Origin of the sequence: Polaribacter uvawellassae, assembly GCF_039748955.1 — a bacterium.
GTDB classification, from domain to species: domain Bacteria; phylum Bacteroidota; class Bacteroidia; order Flavobacteriales; family Flavobacteriaceae; genus Polaribacter; species Polaribacter uvawellassae.
Map to the genome: position 1 here is coordinate 272,467 of NZ_JBDIZN010000002.1, position 20,656 is coordinate 293,122.

The 20,656-nt window shown below is 30.2% G+C and carries 22 protein-coding genes; 17 read left to right on the forward strand and 5 right to left on the reverse strand.

Annotated elements, in window-relative coordinates; translation table 11 throughout:
• Nucleotides 1–81: 81 nt before the first annotated feature.
• The gene (gene hemC / locus ABDX67_RS05495) at nucleotides 82–1,665 is read right to left on the reverse strand and encodes a hydroxymethylbilane synthase (protein ID WP_347173960.1); all 1,584 of its coding nucleotides are present in this window, start codon (nucleotides 1,663–1,665) and stop codon (nucleotides 82–84) included.
• Nucleotides 1,649–2,917, reverse strand: coding sequence for a glutamyl-tRNA reductase (hemA, locus tag ABDX67_RS05500; protein WP_347173961.1), 1,269 nt, complete (start codon nucleotides 2,915–2,917; stop codon nucleotides 1,649–1,651). The genes hemC and hemA overlap by 17 nt, the downstream gene beginning before the upstream one ends.
• A 208-nt stretch (nucleotides 2,918–3,125) precedes the next feature.
• On the opposite strand from hemA, the gene ABDX67_RS05505 reads away from it, so the two are divergent.
• The 4 genes from ABDX67_RS05505 to ABDX67_RS05520 all read left to right on the forward strand — a co-directional run bounded on the left by ABDX67_RS05505 (nucleotide 3,126) and on the right by ABDX67_RS05520 (nucleotide 6,413).
• On the forward strand, nucleotides 3,126–4,013 hold the full coding sequence (locus ABDX67_RS05505; RefSeq protein ID WP_347173962.1) for a helix-turn-helix domain-containing protein: 888 nt from the start codon (nucleotides 3,126–3,128) through the stop codon (nucleotides 4,011–4,013).
• Nucleotides 4,014–4,523: a TrmH family RNA methyltransferase gene (locus ABDX67_RS05510; RefSeq protein WP_347173963.1), complete on the forward strand. Its 510-nt coding sequence runs from the start codon at nucleotides 4,014–4,016 to the stop codon at nucleotides 4,521–4,523.
• Nucleotides 4,524–4,687: 164 nt separating this feature from the next.
• Entirely contained in the window at nucleotides 4,688–5,707 is a 1,020-nt protein-coding gene (gene hemH / locus ABDX67_RS05515) for a ferrochelatase (RefSeq protein WP_347173964.1), read from the forward strand.
• Between the two features lie 115 nt (nucleotides 5,708–5,822).
• The gene (locus ABDX67_RS05520) at nucleotides 5,823–6,413 is read left to right on the forward strand and encodes a CopD family protein (protein WP_347173965.1); all 591 of its coding nucleotides are present in this window, start codon (nucleotides 5,823–5,825) and stop codon (nucleotides 6,411–6,413) included.
• Here ABDX67_RS05520 and recR read toward each other — a convergent pair.
• Nucleotides 6,410–7,027 carry a recombination mediator RecR gene (gene recR / locus ABDX67_RS05525; protein ID WP_347173966.1) on the reverse strand — a complete coding sequence of 206 codons (618 nt, stop codon included), beginning with the start codon at nucleotides 7,025–7,027 and terminating at the stop codon, nucleotides 6,410–6,412. The two genes, ABDX67_RS05520 and recR, sit on opposite strands and share 4 nt — an antisense overlap.
• Nucleotides 7,028–7,172: 145 nt before the next feature.
• On the opposite strand from recR, the gene ABDX67_RS05530 reads away from it, so the two are divergent.
• From ABDX67_RS05530 to ABDX67_RS05580, 11 genes are all read left to right on the forward strand, one after another.
• Entirely contained in the window at nucleotides 7,173–8,606 is a 1,434-nt protein-coding gene (locus tag ABDX67_RS05530; protein WP_347173967.1) for a sodium:solute symporter, read from the forward strand.
• 107 nt (nucleotides 8,607–8,713) lie between these two features.
• Entirely contained in the window at nucleotides 8,714–9,439 is a 726-nt protein-coding gene (locus tag ABDX67_RS05535; RefSeq protein WP_347173968.1) for a TlpA family protein disulfide reductase, read from the forward strand.
• Between the two features lie 163 nt (nucleotides 9,440–9,602).
• On the forward strand, nucleotides 9,603–10,790 hold the full coding sequence (locus tag ABDX67_RS05540; RefSeq protein ID WP_347173969.1) for a BaiN/RdsA family NAD(P)/FAD-dependent oxidoreductase: 1,188 nt from the start codon (nucleotides 9,603–9,605) through the stop codon (nucleotides 10,788–10,790).
• A gap of 76 nt (nucleotides 10,791–10,866) precedes the next feature.
• Nucleotides 10,867–11,403: an RNA polymerase sigma factor gene (locus tag ABDX67_RS05545; protein WP_347173970.1), complete on the forward strand. Its 537-nt coding sequence runs from the start codon at nucleotides 10,867–10,869 to the stop codon at nucleotides 11,401–11,403.
• 11 nt (nucleotides 11,404–11,414) lie between these two features.
• A complete protein-coding gene (locus tag ABDX67_RS05550; RefSeq protein ID WP_347173971.1) occupies nucleotides 11,415–11,822 on the forward strand; it encodes a hypothetical protein in 408 nt (135 codons plus the stop codon).
• Nucleotides 11,823–11,840: 18 nt separating this feature from the next.
• Nucleotides 11,841–12,053 (forward strand): hypothetical protein, encoded by a 213-nt coding sequence (locus ABDX67_RS05555; RefSeq protein WP_347173972.1) that lies wholly within the window; start codon nucleotides 11,841–11,843, stop codon nucleotides 12,051–12,053.
• Between the two features lie 63 nt (nucleotides 12,054–12,116).
• Nucleotides 12,117–13,541 (forward strand): aspartate ammonia-lyase, encoded by a 1,425-nt coding sequence (gene aspA / locus ABDX67_RS05560; protein ID WP_347173973.1) that lies wholly within the window; start codon nucleotides 12,117–12,119, stop codon nucleotides 13,539–13,541.
• Nucleotides 13,542–13,595: 54 nt separating this feature from the next.
• Nucleotides 13,596–13,802 (forward strand): PLDc N-terminal domain-containing protein, encoded by a 207-nt coding sequence (locus tag ABDX67_RS05565; protein ID WP_347173974.1) that lies wholly within the window; start codon nucleotides 13,596–13,598, stop codon nucleotides 13,800–13,802.
• A 9-nt stretch (nucleotides 13,803–13,811) separates the two neighbouring features.
• Nucleotides 13,812–14,459: a pyridoxamine 5'-phosphate oxidase gene (pdxH, locus tag ABDX67_RS05570; RefSeq protein WP_347173975.1), complete on the forward strand. Its 648-nt coding sequence runs from the start codon at nucleotides 13,812–13,814 to the stop codon at nucleotides 14,457–14,459.
• A 30-nt stretch (nucleotides 14,460–14,489) separates the two neighbouring features.
• A complete protein-coding gene (locus ABDX67_RS05575) occupies nucleotides 14,490–14,978 on the forward strand; it encodes a SixA phosphatase family protein (RefSeq protein WP_347173976.1) in 489 nt (162 codons plus the stop codon).
• 11 nt (nucleotides 14,979–14,989) lie between these two features.
• On the forward strand, nucleotides 14,990–15,886 hold the full coding sequence (locus ABDX67_RS05580; protein ID WP_347173977.1) for a Ppx/GppA phosphatase family protein: 897 nt from the start codon (nucleotides 14,990–14,992) through the stop codon (nucleotides 15,884–15,886).
• Here the strand turns inward: ABDX67_RS05580 and lpxK are convergent.
• Nucleotides 15,881–16,903 (reverse strand): tetraacyldisaccharide 4'-kinase, encoded by a 1,023-nt coding sequence (gene lpxK, locus ABDX67_RS05585; RefSeq protein WP_347173978.1) that lies wholly within the window; start codon nucleotides 16,901–16,903, stop codon nucleotides 15,881–15,883. The genes ABDX67_RS05580 and lpxK overlap by 6 nt on opposite strands.
• A gap of 93 nt (nucleotides 16,904–16,996) precedes the next feature.
• Here lpxK and ABDX67_RS05590 point away from each other — a divergent pair, with 93 nt between their 5' ends.
• Nucleotides 16,997–17,788, forward strand: a complete 792-nt coding sequence (locus ABDX67_RS05590) for a Nif3-like dinuclear metal center hexameric protein (protein WP_347173979.1) — start codon at nucleotides 16,997–16,999, stop codon at nucleotides 17,786–17,788.
• A 3-nt stretch (nucleotides 17,789–17,791) separates the two neighbouring features.
• Nucleotides 17,792–18,565 carry a zinc ribbon domain-containing protein gene (locus ABDX67_RS05595; protein WP_347173980.1) on the forward strand — a complete coding sequence of 258 codons (774 nt, stop codon included), beginning with the start codon at nucleotides 17,792–17,794 and terminating at the stop codon, nucleotides 18,563–18,565.
• Nucleotides 18,566–18,641: 76 nt separating this feature from the next.
• Here the strand turns inward: ABDX67_RS05595 and ABDX67_RS05600 are convergent, their stop codons facing one another.
• A complete protein-coding gene (locus ABDX67_RS05600) occupies nucleotides 18,642–20,579 on the reverse strand; it encodes a DUF349 domain-containing protein (protein WP_347173981.1) in 1,938 nt (645 codons plus the stop codon).
• Between the last annotated feature and the right edge of the window lie 77 nt (nucleotides 20,580–20,656).

Genomic DNA, 20,656 nt, shown 5'->3' on the forward strand with positions numbered 1-20,656 from the left:
CTTTATTTTCTTCGATGTCAGGTCGAGCGGAGTAGAGACCTAATTAAAACCTCTCGACTCCGCTCGAGGAGACATTTTAATTTATTTTTTTACAAAATGTAAATTCACCAATTCTAACACACTTTCTACGGTTGGCAAATTGGCAACTTGTACATTTTCGAAATGTTTTCTTGCTTCTTTCGCGGTACTTTCTCCGATACAAAAAGCAATTTTATTTGGTTGATTATCTTGCAAATAACTTTCTACTGTAGACGGACTGTAAAATAGTACACCAGAAAAATTATCTCTAACATTTACTGGACTAAACATGGTTTTATAGGCTTCTACTTCGTTTACTGTAATTTCATTTTTTGTCAATACTTCTGGCAAGGTATCTAAACGTAAATCGCTACAGAAATAGGTTACTTCTTGTCCTTTTATGTTTGATGAAAGATATTCTGCTAATTTTTCTGCATTCTTTTCAGAATGTGTAACTTTTCCTATTTTCTGCTCTATTAACTTCTTTGTTCTTCTGCCAACACAGTAAATGTTTTTGAAATTTAATTCCTGTTTTACAAAACTATTCAACAACGATTCTACGCCGTTTTTACTAGTTATGATCACATTTTCAATTTCATTTTTAACCACTTTTGGCGGAATTCTATTAAAGCGAATTTTAATAAAATCACTATCATCAACCGCAACAGTTTCTGGCAATAAACGTTTTTGAATTTCAGAAAGTTTCTTTGTAGAATACACTGCAAATTCTTTTTCTTTATTTCCTTTTAGCGAATTCATTATTTCTTTTCCGCCTCTATTCAATACAAAATCTGCACATTCTTTAGCGATGTAATTATGTCTTCCAATTTTTTCTTTAGAAGTAACATCAATTCTTTTGGTTCCATCAGCATTTAACAAAACACCTTTAAAATATACTTCATCTTCTTTTACAAAAGCTAAAGCGCCAATCGGAGCAGAACATCCGCCTTCTAAAATGTTTAAGAAATCGCGCTCTACTTTTGCAAGCATTGCAGTTTCTTCATCATTTAATTCTTTACAAATTTCTAAAATATCTGTAGATTCTGCCAATGCAGAAATAGTTACAACTCCTTGTGCGGGAGCAGGAATCATCCAATCTAAACTAAAAGCGCCGTCTGGTTTTATTTTTAATCTTTCCAGTCCGGCAGCTGCAAAAATTGCAGCATTCCAATCGTTATTTTTTAATTTCTCTAATCTGGTTTGCACATTTCCTCTTAAACCAACAACTTGATGCGTTGGATGACGATGTAACCATTGTGCTTTTCTACGTAAACTTCCGGTTGCTACAATGGCATTTTCTTGGGTTAAAAACTCTTCGTTGTCTTTAAAAACAAGCATATCATTAGAGTTTCCTCTTTTTAAAACTGCTGCCTGAACAATACTTTTTGGCAATACTGTTGGCACATCTTTTAAAGAATGAACCGCAATATCAATTTCATCATTCATTAAAGCAATATCTAAATTTCTTGTAAATACTCCTGTAATTCCTAATTCGTACAAAGGTTTATCTAAAACTAAATCTCCCGCTGATTTTACTGCTTTGATTTCTGTTTTGTGTCCTAAATATTCTAGTTGTTGTTGAACTGTTTTTGCTTGCCAAAGTGCTAACTCGCTATCTCTAGTACCAATTCTAATAATCTTCTGCATGTAGTTTTTCTAATTCAGTTCCAAACATTTTACTTACCACATTTATACTTAGCGGAATTGACGTTTCGTCGTCTTTTAAATGTTTTACAAACTGTGTTGTTATTTTTTGAATAAACCTTGATGTGATAATTTCTGCATGTTCTTCATCAAAACCTTTCAACTTTTTTTTATGAAAAGCAATTTCATCTTGCTGAATCGTTTCTAGCGATTGTTTTAGCGCATTAATTGCTGGTGTAAATCTACGATGATTTAACCATTCATTAAACTCGTTTTTATGAGTTTCTATAATTGATTCTGCAAAAGGTATTTCTTGTTGACGAATTGCCAAGGTTTCATCCGTAATTTTAGATAATTCATCAACATTAACAAGTGTTACGTTTGGTAAATTTCTTACCTCGGCGTCAACATTTGCAGGCATTGATAAATCTAAAATTAGAATTTCTTTATCTGTAGGAATGTGTTCTTTTGTTATTGTTGGAAAATTTGCACCAGTTGAGACAATTAAAACATCAGATTTTTTTACTTCTGAAGCTAAATTATTGATTGTTGCTTTTCTAATTGATTGATGCTCTTTAACAAATTCTGTTGCTTTTTCTTCTGTTCTATTGATTAAGCAAACCGATTTATTTTCTGTGTATTCTGCTAAATTTTTACAGGTATGTTTTCCCATTTTACCCAAACCAAAAACCAAAATATTCTTATGATTATAATTTGGTAAATTAGAAATGATATATTGTACCGCAGCATAAGAAACAGAAGTTGTGCCAGAACTTAAACGCGTTTCATTTTTAACACGTTTGCTTGCTCGCATTACATGATTTAAAAGTCTTTCGAAATAAGCATTGGTCGTTTTTTGTTTTTTTGCCTGCTTAAAAGAGTTTCTTAATTGACCAACAATTTCGTAATCTCCTAAAATCTGACTATCCAAACCAGTTCCCATTCTAAACAGATGCGAAATGGCTTCTTGGTTTTCATACACATTAGAAACAGCTGCAAAATCTTCTGCAGTTCCTTTAGAATGCTTGCATAATAAATCTATTAATTGCTTAGGATCTTCTGCTAAACCAGTTATCTCTGTTCTATTGCAAGTTGATAATACAAAAATGCCATCAATACCACTTTCTTTTGCCTCTTTTAATACAAGAGTCTGAGCTTCTTTAGTTAACGAAAATTTACCTCTAACATCTGCTTCTGCTTTTTTATAGCTTACTCCGATATTGAATAAATTTACTTGATGATTTTTGGTTGTCATGTATCTTTTTTCAAAAAGTAGCTCAAAAGTAAAAACTTATTACCAATAAAAGTGTCGCTAAAAGAACTATTAATGTCGTTCTACGTTTTTTAACTATTTAATATTAAATAAAACTAAAAAATATGTATTTTTGCCGAAAAATAAGGACTTCTATCGATTTTTATATAGAATCATTCTAAATAAAAAAGATTCTTATTAAATTTTAAAAATGACAAAAAACAACGCAAAAAGTACTCTAAAAGAAATAAGTATTGAAAATTTATTTTTCTTATTGCACTTCGAAAACGAAAGTAAAAAAATACAACGTTTTGAAAGAGACATAGATAGCTCTTTTATTCAATTGCATTTTTGTATTAAAGGAAATTCTAAGTTTCTATTTAATAACGGAAGCTACACACTTGATGTTTTAAACCAGCATTGTATTTTATTATATAATCCACAACAAAAACTACCAATAAATTTAGAAATAGATCCAAATACTTCTTTGGTTTCTTTGTTGATTTCTATAGAAAAATTTCATTCGTTGTTTTCTAAAGAAGCAAATCACATTCCTTTTTTAAGTGATGAAAACATCAACAGAAAATATTATAACGACGATGTTATCAAACCTTCGGTATTAATTGTTTTGCAGCAAATTATCAATTCTAATGTAAACAGTTCTATTAAAGAATTGTTTATTAAAGGTAAAATATACGAATTATTGAGTTTGCATTTTCAAAAAGAAGACACTGCAAATGCAGATTTTTGTCCGTTTTTAGTTGATGAGCAAAATGTTTTAAAAATTAGAAAAGCAAAAGACATCATTATTTCTAGAATGGCAGAACCGCCAAGTTTACAAGAATTATCTACAGAAATTGGTTTATCCTTAAAAAAATTAAAAGAAGGTTTTAAACAAATTTATGGCGATACTGTTTATGGTTTTTTATTTGATTATAAAATGGAACACGCCAGAAGATTGTTAGAAAGCAACAAGCACAATGTAAACGAAGTGGGTTCTACAATTGGCTACAGCACATCAAGTCATTTTATTGCTGCTTTTAAAAAGAAATTTGGAACCACTCCAAAAAAATACGTGAGTTCTTTACAAAACAGTTAAATGAAGCAATTACATCACACTGAAATAGAAAACAAACAACAAGATTTTCCAATTACCATTGTTTGTGACGCGATAAGAACTCCAGAAAACATCGGAATGTGTTTCAGGATTTCTGAAAGTTTTGGTGTGCAAAAAATCTATTTACACGAAACTTCGCCGTCAATTGAAAACCGAATTGTAAAAAAAACAGCGAGAAATACACTCAATCAAATTGAACATGAAACGTATTCTGATTTTACGAAAACCATACATCAATTAAAAGCAGAAGGAAACACCATTATCGGAATTGAAATCACCGATAAAAGTGTAGAAATTCAAAATTTTGATTTTACAAAACATAAAAAAATAGTGTTGCTTTTAGGAAGTGAACGCAACGGAATTGAAAACATCAATTTAGTTGACAATACAGTTGCAATACCAATGTACGGAAGAAATTCTTCGATGAATGTTGTGCATAGTTTGTCAATTGCATTGTATGAAGTAACGAATCAATTAAGAATTAGGAATTAGGAATTAGGAATTAGGAATTAGGAATTAGGAATTAGGAATTAGGAATTAGGAAAAACTAAAATTTTGAAATTTACAAAACAATAAAACTTGTAACTTTTTTTACTTTGCAACTTTGAACCTCTGTAACTCTGAACCTTTGAACTTTGAACTTTGAAAATATAAAAATGAAAGGAGTTTTATTAATAAATTTAGGATCGCCAGATAGCACAAAAACAAAAGACGTTAGAACGTATTTAGACGAATTTTTAATGGACGAACGCGTCATCGATATTCCGTATTGGAAACGCTGGTTACTAATTAAAGGAATTATTTTAAACGTTAGACCAAAAAAATCTGCTGCTGCGTATAAAAAAATATGGTGGAAAGAAGGTTCGCCTTTGGTGGTGATTTCTGAACGTTTTACGAAAAAAGTTGCTGATAACACAGAAATTCCGGTTGCTTTGGCAATGCGTTATGGAAGTATGACTATTAAAAAAGGGTTTCAAGAACTAGCAGACAAAGGTGTTAACGAAATTTTAATTGTTCCTTTGTATCCACATTATGCAATGTCTTCTACAGAAACCGTTTTGGTAAAAGCAGAAGAAATTAGAAAAGAGTTTTATCCAAATATAAAAACGACTGAAATTCCGCATTTTTATAATGAACCAAGATATATCAAAGCAATGTCTGACAACATCAAAAATTATTTAAAGGATTTTGAATATGATCATATTTTGTTTTCATATCATGGAATTCCTGAACGTCATATTTTTAAAACGGATCCAACAAAAAAGCATTGTAAACTTGATAAATCTTGTTGCGAAAAACCATCGATTGCGCACGAAACTTGTTATCGTCATCAATGTTTTGAAACTACCAAAGAAATTGTAAAAGCATTGGATTTAAAAGAAGGAACCTATAGCAATTCATTTCAATCTCGTTTATTAAAAGATCCTTGGTTAAAACCATACACAGATTTTGAGTTTGACCGTATTCCAAAAGAAGAAGGCAAACGAAAAATGGCAGTTGTTACTCCGGCTTTTGTGTCCGATTGTTTAGAAACTTTAGAAGAAATTGCCATGGAAGGAAAAGAGCAATTTTTAGAAGGTGGCGGAACGGATTACAAACACATTCCGTGTTTAAACGATAATGACGATTGGGTTAAAGTAATGAATACTTGGATTGATGAATGGGCGGAAAAATAGTTGGCAGTAATCAGTAGCAGTTAATAGTTGTCATTGCGAGGAAGCATGACGTGGCAATCTCATTAAAATTAGAATAATTACTTTTACTTTCGACTTTAAAACTTAGTATAACATTATGGATTTTTTATACGTAAAAGCATTACACATTATTTTTGTAGTTACTTGGTTTGCAGGTTTGTTTTACATTATTCGCTTGTTTATTTATCATGTAGAAGCCGAAGACAAGGAAGAACCCGCAAAAGAAATTTTACAAAATCAATATAAATTGATGTCTAAAAGATTGTGGTATATCATTACGTGGCCGTCTGCAATTTTAGCGAGTTTCTTTGCTTTTTGGATGTTGTATAAAAATCCTGCGTATTTAACAATGGATTGGATGTTGGTTAAATTAGCATTTGTATTGGCGTTGTATTTTTATCATGGCGCTTGTCAAAAAATATTTACACAATTACAAAACGACATCATTAAATATTCTTCTTTTAAATTACGAATTTGGAACGAAGTTGCCACCATTATTCTATTTGCTGTTGTGTTTTTAGTCACATTAAAAAGTGCTATTAACTGGATTTGGGGCGTTGTAGGAATTGCGCTTTTCGGAGTTTTATTAATGCTCGGAATTAAACTCTACAAAAATATTAGAGCTAAAAAAAATTGGGATACTTCTGAAGAAAATGATTTATTAGAAGAAGAAGATTTAGAAAATTAACTTCTTATCGATTGTTCAAACGGAATTCTATTTACAATTGATCTTCCCAAGGTAACTTCATCTGCGTATTCTAGCTCGTCGCCAACTGAAATTCCGCGTGCAATAGTAGAAGTTGTAATTTCAAATTTTTCTATTTGTTTAAAAATATAGAAATTGGTTGTATCGCCTTCCATTGTAGAGCTTAGTGCAAAAATCAATTCTTTCACTTCTCCGTTTGCTACTTTTTCTACCAACGATTCTATTTGTAAATTGTGTGGACCAATACCTTCTATCGGAGAAATTTTTCCGCCCAACACATGATACAAACCTTTAAATTGCGAAGTACTTTCTATCGCCATTACATCTCTAATATCTTCTACAACACACACAATTTCTGAATTCCGTTTTGGATTGTTACAGATTTCGCACAAAACGGTATCAGAAATATTATGACATTTTTCGCACGACTTTACATCATTACGTAAATGCAACAACGCTTCTGATAAATAATTGGTATGTTCTGTTGGTTGTTTTAACAAATGCAACACCAAACGCAATGCTGTTCGCTTTCCAATTCCTGGCAAACGCGAAACTTCGTTTACTGCATTTTCTAACAATTTTGATGAAAAATCCATAGATGCAAATCTACAATTTCAAAAAGAAAAAAGAATAGAGAATTTAGAAAAAAGACTTTTCGATATATCTATTTTCATTTCTCACTTATCTATCCTCTAAAAAAACTATATTCGTAATTCAAAAATTTGTAATTCATAATTACCCATGCAACCACTTCATATTATTTTATTAATCGTAGCATACTTTAGTGTTCTAATTTTAATTTCTTACATCACAGGAAAATCAGCAACTAATCAAACTTTTTTTAAAGCAAATAATTCATCGCCTTGGTATTTAGTTGCTTTTGGCATGATTGGCGCATCACTTTCTGGAGTCACATTTATTTCTGTTCCGGGTTGGGTAGAAGACCAAAGTATGGGTTATATGCAAATGGTTTTGGGTTATGTAGTTGGGTATGCAATTATTGGTTTGGTTTTATTACCGCTGTATTATCGATTAAATTTAACGTCGATTTACACGTATTTAGAAGACAGATTTGGACGAAATTCTTACAAAACCGGAGCAACGTTCTTTCTGATTTCTAGAACAATTGGAGCAGCTTTCCGATTATTTTTAGTTGCCAATGTATTGCAATTATTATTGTTTGATGCGTATGGTGTTCCGTTTTGGGTAACCGTTTCTATTACTATTTTATTGATTTGGTTGTACACGTTTAAAGGCGGAATTAAAACCATTGTTTGGACAGATACTTTGCAAACTTTATTTATGCTAATTGCAGTTGGAGTTTGTATTTATACCATTTCTGGTGAAATGCAAATCAGTAATATTTTTAGTTATGTTGCAGATAGCGATTTGTCTAAAGCCTTCTTTTTTGAAGATGCAAAAGCAGGAAATTATTTCTGGAAACAATTTTTAGCCGGAGCTTTTGTTGCCATTGCAATGACAGGTTTAGACCAAGATATGATGCAGAAAAACTTAACCTGCAGAAACTTAAAAGACGCACAGAAAAACATGTTTTGGTTTACCATTGTATTGGTAATTGTCAACTTTTTCTTTTTAGCATTGGGAGTTTTATTAACAGATTACGCTCAACGAAACGGAATTGACGCACATAAAGACGAATTATTTCCGATTATCGCCACCAAAGGAACTTTAGGTTTGGCAACTGCAATTTTCTTTTTACTAGGATTGATTGCTGCTGCGTATTCAAGCGCAGATTCTGCATTAACTTCTTTAACGACTTCTTTTAGTATTGATATTTTAGAAATTGACAAGAAAAAAGAGAAAAGTGAACAAGAAAAAATTCGTAAAAAAATTCATGTGTTGTTTTCTTTTGTGTTGATAGCAACCATTCTTATTTTTAAATATTTTATTGCGGATGCAAGTGTTATTGCCAAGATTTTTACGTTTGCAAATTACACATACGGACCTTTATTAGGTTTGTATGCTTTTGGTTTATTTACCAAACTCAACGTAAAAGACAAAGCCGTTCCGTTTATCTGTTTATCTTCTCCAATACTAACTTTCTTAATCAATTATTTGTGCATAACCTATTTAAGTTTCGATTTTAATTTTGCTTTATTGATATTAAACGGATTGATTACGTTTATTGGATTGTGGTTGTTTAAGAGAAAGTAATTTAACTTGTTTCCAAACACCTTTTTCGGTAACTTCGCTAACTCCAGATATATAACGTTAAAACGTTCGATATCATAAAAGTTAGCCACTATTAAAAAACAAAACCTATGAAAATATTAATTACATCATTATTCTTATTAATTTCTTTTAATTCTTATTGTCAAACAGAATATTTTACAACTGATGGGAAAAACAGAATCACAAAAGCAGAAGCCAAGGAAAGGTTAACTAAACAAGTTGACAAAATGACTAAAATACTCGGTAAACAATTATATGGGAGTTTAACAGTCGAAGAAACGATAACAAAAAAGGATTCAATAATTTCTAAAATAACTTTTGCTATAAGTGATAAAAAGAAAAATGACTTATTGAATACTGGTCCGCTTTCTGAATTTAAAGATAAAGCATTTCCAAAATTTGACTTGAATACTTTAACAGAAGAAAATTTTGATTCGGAAAATCTAAAAGGGAAACCAACTATGATAAATTTTTGGTTTACAAGATGTGCACCTTGCATAGACGAAATGCCAATCTTGAATAAAATTAAGGAAAAGTATAAAGATGATTTTAATTTTATTGCAATCACTTACGAAAAAGAAGAAGATGTAAAGAAATTTCTAAAAAAACATCCTTTTAATTTTGAACATCTTATAAACGCTGAAAACTTTACAGACCAATTAGGAATTACAGCATATCCAATGAATTTATTTTTAGATAAAAATGGAGTTTTAAAATATGTTAAAGGAGGAATTCCATATGTAAAATTAGAAGGAGAGGAATTAAAAATGGGAGAAGGAAATGAAATTATTGAGATACTTGAAAAACTAAAATAACAGTGGCTAACACCGTGTATAATTAATTGCTTTGGCAAGTGCCTATTTGGAAAATTCCTTCGGAATTTTCTCGCGTTCGTTTTTGTTTACTAAATTAGTTGCTTAAACACGCAACAACCCATACACAAACACGTTAGCGAAACCTCCAAAAAACTCTTTCAACATGAAAAAAACAATTTCTATTATTGGCGGAGGAGCTTCAGCTTTTTTATTAGCGGCTTTTTTAGATACTTCAAAATTTGATGTTACTATTTATGAAAAAAACAAAACTGCTGGCCGTAAGTTTTTAGTTGCAGGTAAAGGCGGATTTAATATCACGCATTCAGAACCGATGGAGCAATTCCTTAAACGCTATACGCCTACTGATTTTTTAGAAGATGCATTACTAAATTTTACAAATACTGATTTTAAAAATTGGTTAAAACAAATTGGAATTCCGACTTATGTTGGAAGCAGTAAAAGAATCTATCCAGAAGAAGGCATTAAACCGATTGAAGTACTAAATGCAATTCTTACTTCTTTAAAAGAAAAAGGAATCACAATTACATACGAACATATTTTTAAAGATTGGGACATTGATAACAATCCGATAATTAACAACAAAATTGTCAAGTCAGATTATACTGTTTTTTCTTTAGGCGGCGGAAGCTGGAAAATTACGGGTTCTGATGGAAATTGGCGCAACACATTTGCTAAAAAAGGAATCAACACTAAACCTTTTGCAGCTTCAAATTGCGCATATCAAATCAATTGGAAATCAGAATTCATCAATAAAAACGAGGGAATTCCTTTAAAAAACATTGCAATTTCTTGTGGAAATAAAACACAAAAAGGAGAAGCTGTGATTACCAAATTTGGTTTGGAAGGAAATGCCATTTACGGATTGAGTCCACAAATTAGAGAAGCACTTTCTAAAGATTCAAAAGCAACCATTTTTATCGATTTTAAACCTTCGTTCACTTTAGAAAATGTGCTTTCTAAAATCAATTCATCAACACAAAAAAACACAACTGCAACCTTAAAGAAAGATCTGAAACTAAGTTCGGCACAAATCGACCTTTTAAAAACAACGCTTTCTAAAGAGTCGTATTTAACTCCAAGTGTATTAGCAGAATTCATTAAAAAATTTCCATTAGAAATTTCAAATACTGCAAAATTAGATGAAGCTATTTCTACCGTTGGCGGAATTGAATTAAATTCCATCACCAAAAATTTTGAATTAAAAAGTTTACCAAATCAATTTTGTATTGGCGAAATGCTTAATTGGGACGCACCAACTGGCGGCTACTTACTACAATCTTGTGCAAGTATTGGCGTGTATGTTGCAAAGCATTTGAATAAAATAAATTAAAAAAACTTCAAAAAAAATGCAATAATTGTAGATTGCTTCGTCTTTATATATGAAGACCTACAAAAAAGGGACTTGAATGTCATCAGAAACAGAAAACGATAAGCAACTAAAAGCATTCTTTAACTCAGAATATCATAACCTAAAAGCTTATGTGCATTCTAAGATTGAAAACGATGTTGATAGAGATGCCGAAGATATCATTCAAGATGTAGCATTAAAAATATTTTCTCGTAAAAGTGTTTTACCAATAAATAACATCGCTGGTTTTGTTTATTATTCGATAAAAAATAAAATTATAGACAGTTTAAGGAAAAACAAAAAAACTACAAATATTGATGATGATTTTGAAAATCAGTTAGCAGGTTTTGCAGAAAATTTTTACGAAAGTTCAGAACAACAATATTCAGAAGAATTAAAAACTGAATTAAAGAAAGCTATTTTTAATTTAAAACCTCATTACAGAGAAATCATCTTAGCTGTAGATGTAGAAGGTTATAGTTATAAAGAAATCTCTTATGATACAGGAATTCCGATTGGTACGCTAATGTCTAGAAGACACAGAGCTATTTCCATTCTTTTTAAAAGTCTAGAAAATAAAAAAAATAATAGTTAAAAACACATAATATGTCAAATTACTGGAAACACAAATTAAGAACAAAAAGCCCATTAGAAATTGCTGGGTGGATCGTATTAGGAATACTTGCAATCACTGGAATCGCTATATTATTTGGTTTTGTGGTGATGTGGTTATGGAATTGGTTAATGCCAGAAATATTCGGATTAACAACCATTACATATTGGCAAGCAGTTGGACTTTTTATCCTCGCTAAATTTATATTTGGTGGCTTTGGAGGAAGTAGCGACAATAGCAGTTGTGAGCCAAATTCTAAAAAAGAAAAAAAATCTAAAAATGATTTTTCTAAATGGAAGTTGTACGATTCTTATTGGAAAGAAGAAGGAGAATCTGCCTATGAAGAATATATTAAAAAGAGAAACCATCCAATAACAGATACTATTCCTGATGAAAACTAAGTTTTTAAGAACTAAATTATGCAATTAATTATCCTAAGAACAGATATCAAGACAAAGAAAAAAGTTAAACAAATAAAACCTTTGCTAAACCAACACCCAATTATTACAAGTTGGTCTATCGATTTAGAAGACATCGATAATGTATTGCGAATTGAAGCGAATGATAATTTACATGAAAATGATGTAAAAAACATTGTTCAAAAAGAAGGATTTTATTGTGAAAGTTTATAAGTAATCTTTCTCAAAAACTAATAAAAAACTACTATTTTTATACTTACAAATAACACGTAAGTAATGAAAAACAGAATCGAAGAAGATTTATTAGGAACTATGGAGATTTCAAACAATCTCTATTACGGAATTCACACACAAAGAGCCATTGATAATTTTAAAATATCAAAAGCAACAATTAGTGATTATCCTATTTTTATAAAAGGAATGGTGTTGACTAAAAAAGCTTGTGCTTTTGCCAATAAAGAAATTGGTACAATTCCGGCAGATAAAGCAGATATGATTATCCAAGCTTGTGATGAAATTCTAAATAATATTTCTAAATACGCTAAATATTTTCCGGTTGATGTTTTTCAAGGTGGCGCAGGAACTTCTGTAAACATGAACACCAATGAAGTAATTGCCAACGTAGCTTTGCAATTAAATGGATATGAATTTGGAAATTACAGTGTTGTACATCCAAACGATCATGTAAATAAATCACAATCTACCAACGATGCGTATCCTTCTGGATTTCGAATTGCGTTGTATTATTATATCAATCAACTTATTGAAGATTTAAGTTATTTAATTAAAGAAGTAAGTAAAAAATCAGCAAAATTCTCAAACGTTTTAAAAATGGGAAGAACGCAATTACAAGATGCTGTTCCGATGTCTTTGGGCGATGAATTTTCTGCTTGGGCAACCAACTTAAGAGAAGAAATTAAAAGCTTACGTACTGTTAGAAATCTAATTTTAGAATTAAATTTAGGAGGCACAGCAATTGGAACTGGCGTAAATGCACCAAAGAATTTCACAGAAAAATCTATCAATTATTTACAAGATTTTACTGGTGTTAAATTTATAAAGGCACATAATTTAATTGAAGCAACCTCAGATTGTGGCGCTTATGTAATGGTTTCTGGTGCTTTAAAAAGAACGGCTGTTAAAATGTCTAAAATTTGTAACGATTTACGTTTATTATCTTCTGGACCAAGATGTGGTTTTAATGAAATTAACTTACCAGAAATGCAAGCTGGTTCTTCTATTATGCCAGCAAAAGTAAATCCTGTAATTCCGGAAGTTGTAAATCAAGTTTGCTTTAAAGTAATTGGAAATGATGTTACTATTTCTTTTGCTGCTGAAGCCGGACAATTACAATTAAATGTAATGGAACCCGTAATTGCTCAATCGCTTTTTGAATCTTTAGAATTACTCTCTAACGCTTGTATAACTCTCGCCGATAAATGTATTAGCGGAATTACCGCAAACGCAAAACACACTAAAAATATGGTGTACAATTCTGTTGGATTGATTACCTATTTGAATCCGTATATTGGTCATCATATGGGAGATATTATTGGCAAAGAAGCCATTGCAACAGGAAAATCTATTCGAGAATTAGTATTGGAAAAAGAATTGTTATCTATAGAAGAATTAGATGCAATTTTAACCGTAAAAAACTTAATGCGCCCAGAATATAAAGCAGGATTAAAAAAAGAAAACTAATACTATATCGCTCAGAAAACATTTGTATTTTTACTGAGTAAAAACAATATAAATATGAACTATTTAGGATTTATTGGACCATTTGCTTTAATTGTAATTCTGTTATTTGCTATTGCCTTACCAATAATAGCATTAATCGATATTTTAAGAAGTGATTTTAAAGGAAATGACAAAATTATTTGGGTATTATTAGTTTTGTTTATGAATTTACTTGGTACACTGTTATACTTTATGATTGGCGCTAAACAAAAAATTAAGTAACTTAAATTTATGGCCCACGATTTAAGCAATCATAGAAAATCTTACGAAAAGCAAGAATTGCTAGAAAGTAATTGTCCAGAAAACCCTATAGAATTATTTCAACAATGGTTTTTAAATGCAGATGCTTCAGAAATGATTCACGAAGCAAATGCAGTTACTGTTGCTTCTATTGGTTTAGACGGATTTCCTAAAAGTAGAGTTGTATTACTTAAAAAATATACTTGGGAAGGTTTTATCTTTTACACCAATTACAATTCTGAAAAAGGAAAAGCAATTTTAGCAAACAATCATATTTGTTTGTCTTTTTTTTGGGCTGGATTAGAGCAACAAATCATCATCAAAGGAAAAGCAGAAAAATTGGCAGAAAATTTATCTGACGGCTATTTTGAATCTCGTCCAGACGGAAGTAAATTAGGCGCTTGGGCATCAAACCAAAGTGAAGTTGTTTCATCAAGAGAAGTATTAGACAATCAACTTAAAACCTTTGAAGAAAAATACAATCAACAAGAAATTCCACGTCCTAAACATTGGGGCGGATTTTTAGTTAAACCTATTTCTATAGAGTTTTGGCAAGGAAGACCCAACAGAATGCACGATAGAATTCGCTATACTTTACAAGAAGATTTTTCTTGGAAAATAGAACGATTAGCTCCATAATTTTTTATCTTTACCTTATCAAACTTTAGAATGAAAACACTCTATATTGTTCGTCACGCAAAATCTTCTTGGGAATATGAAAGTATTGCAGATATTGATAGACCACTAAAAGAACGCGGCATTAAAGACGCTCATTTAATCTCAAATTTCTTAGCAGAAACCATTAAAAAACCAGATGTTTTTGTAACCAGTAGCGCAAATAGAGCAATGCATACAGCAATTATTTTTTGCGATAATTTTGGTTATCCATTGTCTAACTTATATATAAAAAAGCAATTATATAGCTTTAGCGATGGCTACTTAGTAAAAACCATTAAAGCGTTAGATGATAGTTTTGATTCGGCAATTATTTTTAGCCACGATCACGGAATTAACACTTTTGTAAATAAATATGGAAGCAAACCAATTGCTCACGTGCCAACTTGTGGTGTTATCGGAATTGAATTTGAAAATGAACATTGGAAAAGCTTAAAAAAAGGAAAAACAATATTAATTGAGTTTCCAAAAAACCATAAATAAAAAAAGTCCGTTTGTTAGAAATAAAAAAATATGCAGCAATAGATATTGGTTCAAACGCCATACGCTTACTCATAGCAAATGTTATTGTTGATAAAGATAAAGAACCACAATTTAGAAAATCATCTTTGGTTCGTGTACCAATTCGTTTAGGAGCAGATACTTTTGTTTCTGGAGAAATTACTCCAGCAAATACACAAAGAATGGTAAATGCAATGGAAGCTTTTAAATTATTAATGAAAATTAATAATGTAGAAAAATACAAAGCTTGTGCTACTTCTGCAATGCGTGAAGCTGAAAATGGTAAAGAAATTGCCAAAATGATTTTCGAAAAAACAGGTGTTGAGATAGAAATTATTGGTGGTAAAAAAGAAGCTGCAATTATTTCTTCTACAGATTTAAACGAATTAATTGAAAGTGATTCGTCTTACTTATATGTTGATGTTGGTGGCGGAAGCACAGAATTTACCATTTTCTCCAAAGGAAAAATCATCAACACTAAGTCTTTTAAAATGGGAACTGTCCGTTTGATAAACAACAGCAAAGCAGAAAACAAAATCATTTTTAAAGAAGTGCAAAAATGGATAGAATCCAACACAAAAGATCTTAAAAAATTATCCTTAATTGGTTCTGGCGGAAATATTAATAAAATATTTAAAATGTCTGGTAGAACAATTGGAAAACCTATTTCTTATATCTATTTAAATGCGCAATATCAGTTCTTAAAAAAAATGAGTTTTGATGATCGTATTTCTGAATTAAGTTTAAATCCAGATAGAGCCGATGTAATTATTCCGGCAACAAAAATCTATTTATCTGCTATGAAATGGAGCGGAGCAAGAAAAATTTATGTTCCAAAAATTGGTTTAGCAGACGGAATTATAAAAAGTTTATATCGCAATAAATTATAAGCTTTCTTTTATATAATCTGTAATTAACAAATTAAACTTTTCTTGACCTTCTAAAAATTGTGTTTGAATTGGTAAATAATACAAGTTTTCTAGTTGATTAAACAAACGCACAAAATCTTTCTCTGTTGTTAAAATGATTTTATTTTTAGATTTTAATGCAATAAATTGTTCTTTTAAATCAGCGATTTCTTCTTCAGAAAATTGATGATGATCTGGAAATTTTACGTGTTTAAATGCACAATTTAAACTTGATAAATAGCTTTCTAAAGGTTTCGGGTTTGCAATTCCTGTTACCAATAAAACTTCGTATAAATTTAAATCTGAAGTTTTAATTTGAACATCATTATTACTGAATAAAACATCAGCGTATTGTATTGTCGAGAAGAAAATTGGGCCGTTAAAATATCTACTTATCAATTGTTTAAGTTCTTTTTTTTCTAAAGTATCAATTGTAGCTGGACATTTAGTAACTACTAAAACATCTGTTCGTTTTGCGCCAATTCTTCGTTCTCTTAAATTTCCTGTTGGCAATACAAAATCATTGGAAAACAGTTCATTGTACTTTGTTAATAACACATAAAACCCGGCTTTTACTTTTCTATGCTGAAAAGCATCGTCTAATAAAATAACTTCTGAGCTTTGCATTTGCTGAATTCCGTTTACTCTATTTTCATCAACTGCAACCGCAATTTCTTTAAATTTTTTAGAAAATTGTAATGGTTCGTCACCAACATCTACAGCGTTCTTCGTGTCATCAACCAGAATAAAACCTTTTGTTTTTCTGCCATAACCTCTACTTAAAACTCCAATTTTATAATTGTCTCTTAACAATTGAATTAAATATTCTATTTGTGGTGTTTTTCCTGTTCCGCCAACAGATAAGTTACCAACGGCAATAATTGGTTTTTTAAATGACGTAGATTTAAACAAACCAATATCAAAAAAGTAGTTACGAATAGTAGTAATAATACTATAAATGATGGCAAACGGAAATAATAAAAATCGAATTAATTTCATTAGTACTAAAGTAATTAAAAATCTTAACTTTGGTTCTCGTAATAATTTTCTTTTTAAAGAATAGTACACTAGTTTATTTTTAATTTAAACGCAATGAAAATACAAAACATAACCAATTATTTAGAAGAATTAGCTCCGCTTTCTTATGCAGAAAGTTTTGATAATGTTGGCTTATTAGTTGGCGATTACAACACAGAAGTTACTGGAGTTTTGGTAACTTTAGATAGTTTAGAAGCAACGGTTGATGAAGCAATTGCTAAAAATTGCAATTTAATTGTTAGTTTTCATCCTATTATTTTTAGCGGATTAAAAAAATTAAATGGCAATACATATGTAGAACGTGTTGTGCTAAAAGCGATAAAGAATGACATTGCAATTTATGCAATGCATACCGCTTTAGACAATAAAAAAGATGGCGTAAGCGGGAAAATTTGTGAAGTTTTAGGTTTAAAAAATACAGAAATTTTAATTCCGAAATCAAATCTAAACACTCAGGAAACCATTGGAATGGGAATGCTTGGCGAATTAGAAACAGAAATGAATGAAGTAGATTTTTTACAATTTGTAAAAACTACAATGAAAACCGAATGTATTCGTCATTCTGAATTATTAGGTAAATCAATAAAGAGAGTAGCCGTTTTAGGCGGTTCTGGAAGTTTTGCAATTGAGAACACAATTGCTTTAAATGCAGACGTATTTATTAGTGCTGATTTTAAATATCACGATTTTTTTAAAGCAGAAAAACAAATTTTATTAGCAGATATTGGACATTATGAAAGTGAACAATTCACAAAAAATCTTTTAGTTGAGTATCTTACAAAAAAATTCACTAATTTTGCAGTCATTTTATCAGAAAAAAGTACAAACCCAATTTATTATAGTTAAAACATGGCAAAGAAGAAAGAGGTTACGATAGAAGCAAAATTAAGAGCATTATACGACTTGCAATTAATCGATTCTAGAATTGATGAAATAAAAAGTGTTAGTGGAGAACTACCTTTAGAGGTTGAGGACTTAGAAGATGAAATTGCAGGCTTAAACACTAGACTTTCAAATTATGCAGAAGACGTAGCAAACTTAGGTACAGACATTAATAACAAAAAATTATTAATAGAAGAATCTAAAGGGTTGATGAAAAAATACGAAGAGCAACAAAAGAAAGTTAGAAACAACAGAGAATTTGATTCTATCACAAAAGAAATTGAATATCAAGAATTAGAAATTCAATTAGCTGAAAAAAGAATTGGAGAATACTCTGCTAGAATTGAACAAAAAAATGAAATCATAAATGCTACTAAAGAAAAATTAGCAAAGCAAAATGAGCATTTAAAACATAAAAAAGCTGAATTAGACGGAATCTTAAAAGAAACTGAAAAAGAGCAAAAAATGTTAGTTGCTAAGTCTGCAGAATTTTCGGCAGCAATCGATGAGCATTTATTAGTTGCTTATAAAAGAATTCGTTCTAAAGTAAAAAATGGATTGGCAGTTGTATCTATAGAAAGAGGTGCTTCTGGAGGTTCTTTCTTTACAATTCCACCTCAAGTTCAAGTAGAAATTGCTACTCGTAAAAAAATTACGATTGATGAATATAGTGGTAGAATTTTAGTAGATGCTGATTTAGCAAAAGAAGAAAAAGAGAAAATTGATGCTTTAATTTCTTAAACAAAAATCAATTCTTAATACATAAAAAAAACTCGGAGAAATTTCTCCGAGTTTTTGTTTTTAAATTCGTAGTTATTTAATAATCTAAACTTTTTATATACTCTAATTTTTGTTCCCAAACACTAATTTCGTCTTTAAAAGAATCAATATTATTTCTTACGTTTACCAACAACGGATTGTCTTCTTTAGCATTTGAAAAAAAGCTTAAATTATTTTCTAATTGCTGTATCTCTTTATTAATTTCATCAATCTTTTTTCTAACAAATAATTGCTCTGAATTTAATTTGTGCCCATTTCCTTGAGCCATAAGTCCGTCAATTAAGTTTTTATATTTAAGTATAGAAATTTCTTCTTTACTTAAAGATAATCCTTCTAACAATTTATCAATCTGCTTGTAAAATTTAGATTCTATATGTCTTACACTTCTTGGTGTATCACCTAGATCTCTCCATTTTTGAATAAATTCGTTAATCTCTTCAATAGTAGCTTTTTCTACTTTTTTAATTTCATCCAAAAAAACTTTTTTCTCTTCAATAAAAACCTGCTGTTCTTTGTTTAAATCATCTTGCCTATTGTGATATCTATCAAAATAATGATTACAAGCAGCTTTAAAACGTTTCCAAATATCATCAGAAAATTTTCTTGGAACATGACCAATTTTTTTCCAATCAGCTTGGATTTTTTTCATTGCATTTGTTGCATTTTCCCAGTCTTCGCTTTCTTTGTAAGATTCAGCTAATTCAATAAGGGCATTTTTCTTATCTAAATTATCCTGCTGAATACCTTTTTCTCTTTTATAAAAAACATTTTTTGCTGCGTTAAACTTTTTTGTTGCAGCTTTAAATTTTTGCCAAACTTCTTCGCTTTTGCTGTAAGGTAATTTACCAGCATCAAAATATTGTTTTCTAATCGCTTCAATATCGTTGATGCTTTTTTGCCAATCGCTATGTTTTTTATTTTTAGAAGTATCGTAGTTTTCTATAGATGCTACAATCTCTAATTTCTTCTCTATAATATTTTGATATTGAGACTTTAATGACCTAAAATAATCGTGTCTTTTATCGTGAATTCTTTTACTTGCTGCACTAAATTTTTGCCAAACTTCTTCTCTATATTCTTGAGAAACAGGACCAATATCTTCTTTCCAAGCTTTATGATATTGTTGTAATTCTTTAAACGCATCATTAACATTATCTAATTCTGCTAAGGCTTCAACCTTTTCAATTAATCTTAGTTTTTCTTCTAAGTTATTCTTAAAATCTAAATCTCTAAAATCATTACTTAAATGTAATAAATCATAAAAACGTTCTACATGATGATGATAATTTCTCCAAGTATCATTGTATTTGTTTCTTGGCACAGCTCCAATTTCTCTCCAACTTGTTTGTATAACTTTAAAGTTTTTATACATTGTTTTTGGATCTGCATTTTCAATCAAATCTTTAAGTTCGTTAATAACTTTATGTCTTTTTTCTAAATTATTTTTTAATTGCGTATCTAAATCAGAATAATAGGCGTCTCTTTTCTTTTTATAATCAGACAATAAAGAATTGTAAGTAGCTTTAACTGAACTTGAATATTGAAAATCGATAGAATTACCACCTTCTGCTAAAAATGCTGCCTTTTTTTCGGCTAAAACTGCACCAAATTTTGCATTAAAAGCATTTTTAATTGCGTCTATATTTTTCTTTAATTGTTGTACCGGAAAATCTTTTAGCAGCTTTTCTAACTCATCTGTCAAAGCTTCTAATTCCATGTTTTCATATTCTAACATTGGTATAGAATTTCTTTCTTCATCTTTTTCTGCATCTTCCGCCACTTTCTCTTCAATCTCTTCAACAGCTTTATCTGTTGACGCTTTTTCATCCTCAACTTCTTCTACTGCTTCTACTGCTTCTACCTCTTTTGCTTCTTCAACTTTTTCAGTTTTCGGAGTTTCAATTGGTGTTACATTATTTTCCTCTGGATTTTGATTGATTTGATCTTCTGTATTCTCTTGATTTTTATCTAACATCTTATAATGTTTAAGGTTCCTATATTAAGTCTCTAAAGATAGGAATGTATTACAAAATGACAAAAAAACTAAGCTTT

What these genes read in the sequence shown, in the direction of transcription:
- hemC (WP_347173960.1), bottom strand. Translation starts at nt 1,665, where the DNA reads ATGCAGAAGATTATTAGAATTGGTACTAGAGATAGCGAGTTAGCACTT.
- hemA (WP_347173961.1), bottom strand. Translation starts at nt 2,917, where the DNA reads ATGACAACCAAAAATCATCAAGTAAATTTATTCAATATCGGAGTAAGC.
- ABDX67_RS05505 (WP_347173962.1), top strand. Translation starts at nt 3,126, where the DNA reads ATGACAAAAAACAACGCAAAAAGTACTCTAAAAGAAATAAGTATTGAA.
- ABDX67_RS05510 (WP_347173963.1), top strand. Translation starts at nt 4,014, where the DNA reads ATGAAGCAATTACATCACACTGAAATAGAAAACAAACAACAAGATTTT.
- hemH (WP_347173964.1), top strand. Translation starts at nt 4,688, where the DNA reads ATGAAAGGAGTTTTATTAATAAATTTAGGATCGCCAGATAGCACAAAA.
- ABDX67_RS05520 (WP_347173965.1), top strand. Translation starts at nt 5,823, where the DNA reads ATGGATTTTTTATACGTAAAAGCATTACACATTATTTTTGTAGTTACT.
- recR (WP_347173966.1), bottom strand. Translation starts at nt 7,027, where the DNA reads ATGGATTTTTCATCAAAATTGTTAGAAAATGCAGTAAACGAAGTTTCG.
- ABDX67_RS05530 (WP_347173967.1), top strand. Translation starts at nt 7,173, where the DNA reads ATGCAACCACTTCATATTATTTTATTAATCGTAGCATACTTTAGTGTT.
- ABDX67_RS05535 (WP_347173968.1), top strand. Translation starts at nt 8,714, where the DNA reads ATGAAAATATTAATTACATCATTATTCTTATTAATTTCTTTTAATTCT.
- ABDX67_RS05540 (WP_347173969.1), top strand. Translation starts at nt 9,603, where the DNA reads ATGAAAAAAACAATTTCTATTATTGGCGGAGGAGCTTCAGCTTTTTTA.
- ABDX67_RS05545 (WP_347173970.1), top strand. Translation starts at nt 10,867, where the DNA reads ATGTCATCAGAAACAGAAAACGATAAGCAACTAAAAGCATTCTTTAAC.
- ABDX67_RS05550 (WP_347173971.1), top strand. Translation starts at nt 11,415, where the DNA reads ATGTCAAATTACTGGAAACACAAATTAAGAACAAAAAGCCCATTAGAA.
- ABDX67_RS05555 (WP_347173972.1), top strand. Translation starts at nt 11,841, where the DNA reads ATGCAATTAATTATCCTAAGAACAGATATCAAGACAAAGAAAAAAGTT.
- aspA (WP_347173973.1), top strand. Translation starts at nt 12,117, where the DNA reads ATGAAAAACAGAATCGAAGAAGATTTATTAGGAACTATGGAGATTTCA.
- ABDX67_RS05565 (WP_347173974.1), top strand. Translation starts at nt 13,596, where the DNA reads ATGAACTATTTAGGATTTATTGGACCATTTGCTTTAATTGTAATTCTG.
- pdxH (WP_347173975.1), top strand. Translation starts at nt 13,812, where the DNA reads ATGGCCCACGATTTAAGCAATCATAGAAAATCTTACGAAAAGCAAGAA.
- ABDX67_RS05575 (WP_347173976.1), top strand. Translation starts at nt 14,490, where the DNA reads ATGAAAACACTCTATATTGTTCGTCACGCAAAATCTTCTTGGGAATAT.
- lpxK (WP_347173978.1), bottom strand. Translation starts at nt 16,903, where the DNA reads ATGAAATTAATTCGATTTTTATTATTTCCGTTTGCCATCATTTATAGT.
- ABDX67_RS05590 (WP_347173979.1), top strand. Translation starts at nt 16,997, where the DNA reads ATGAAAATACAAAACATAACCAATTATTTAGAAGAATTAGCTCCGCTT.
- ABDX67_RS05595 (WP_347173980.1), top strand. Translation starts at nt 17,792, where the DNA reads ATGGCAAAGAAGAAAGAGGTTACGATAGAAGCAAAATTAAGAGCATTA.
- ABDX67_RS05600 (WP_347173981.1), bottom strand. Translation starts at nt 20,579, where the DNA reads ATGTTAGATAAAAATCAAGAGAATACAGAAGATCAAATCAATCAAAAT.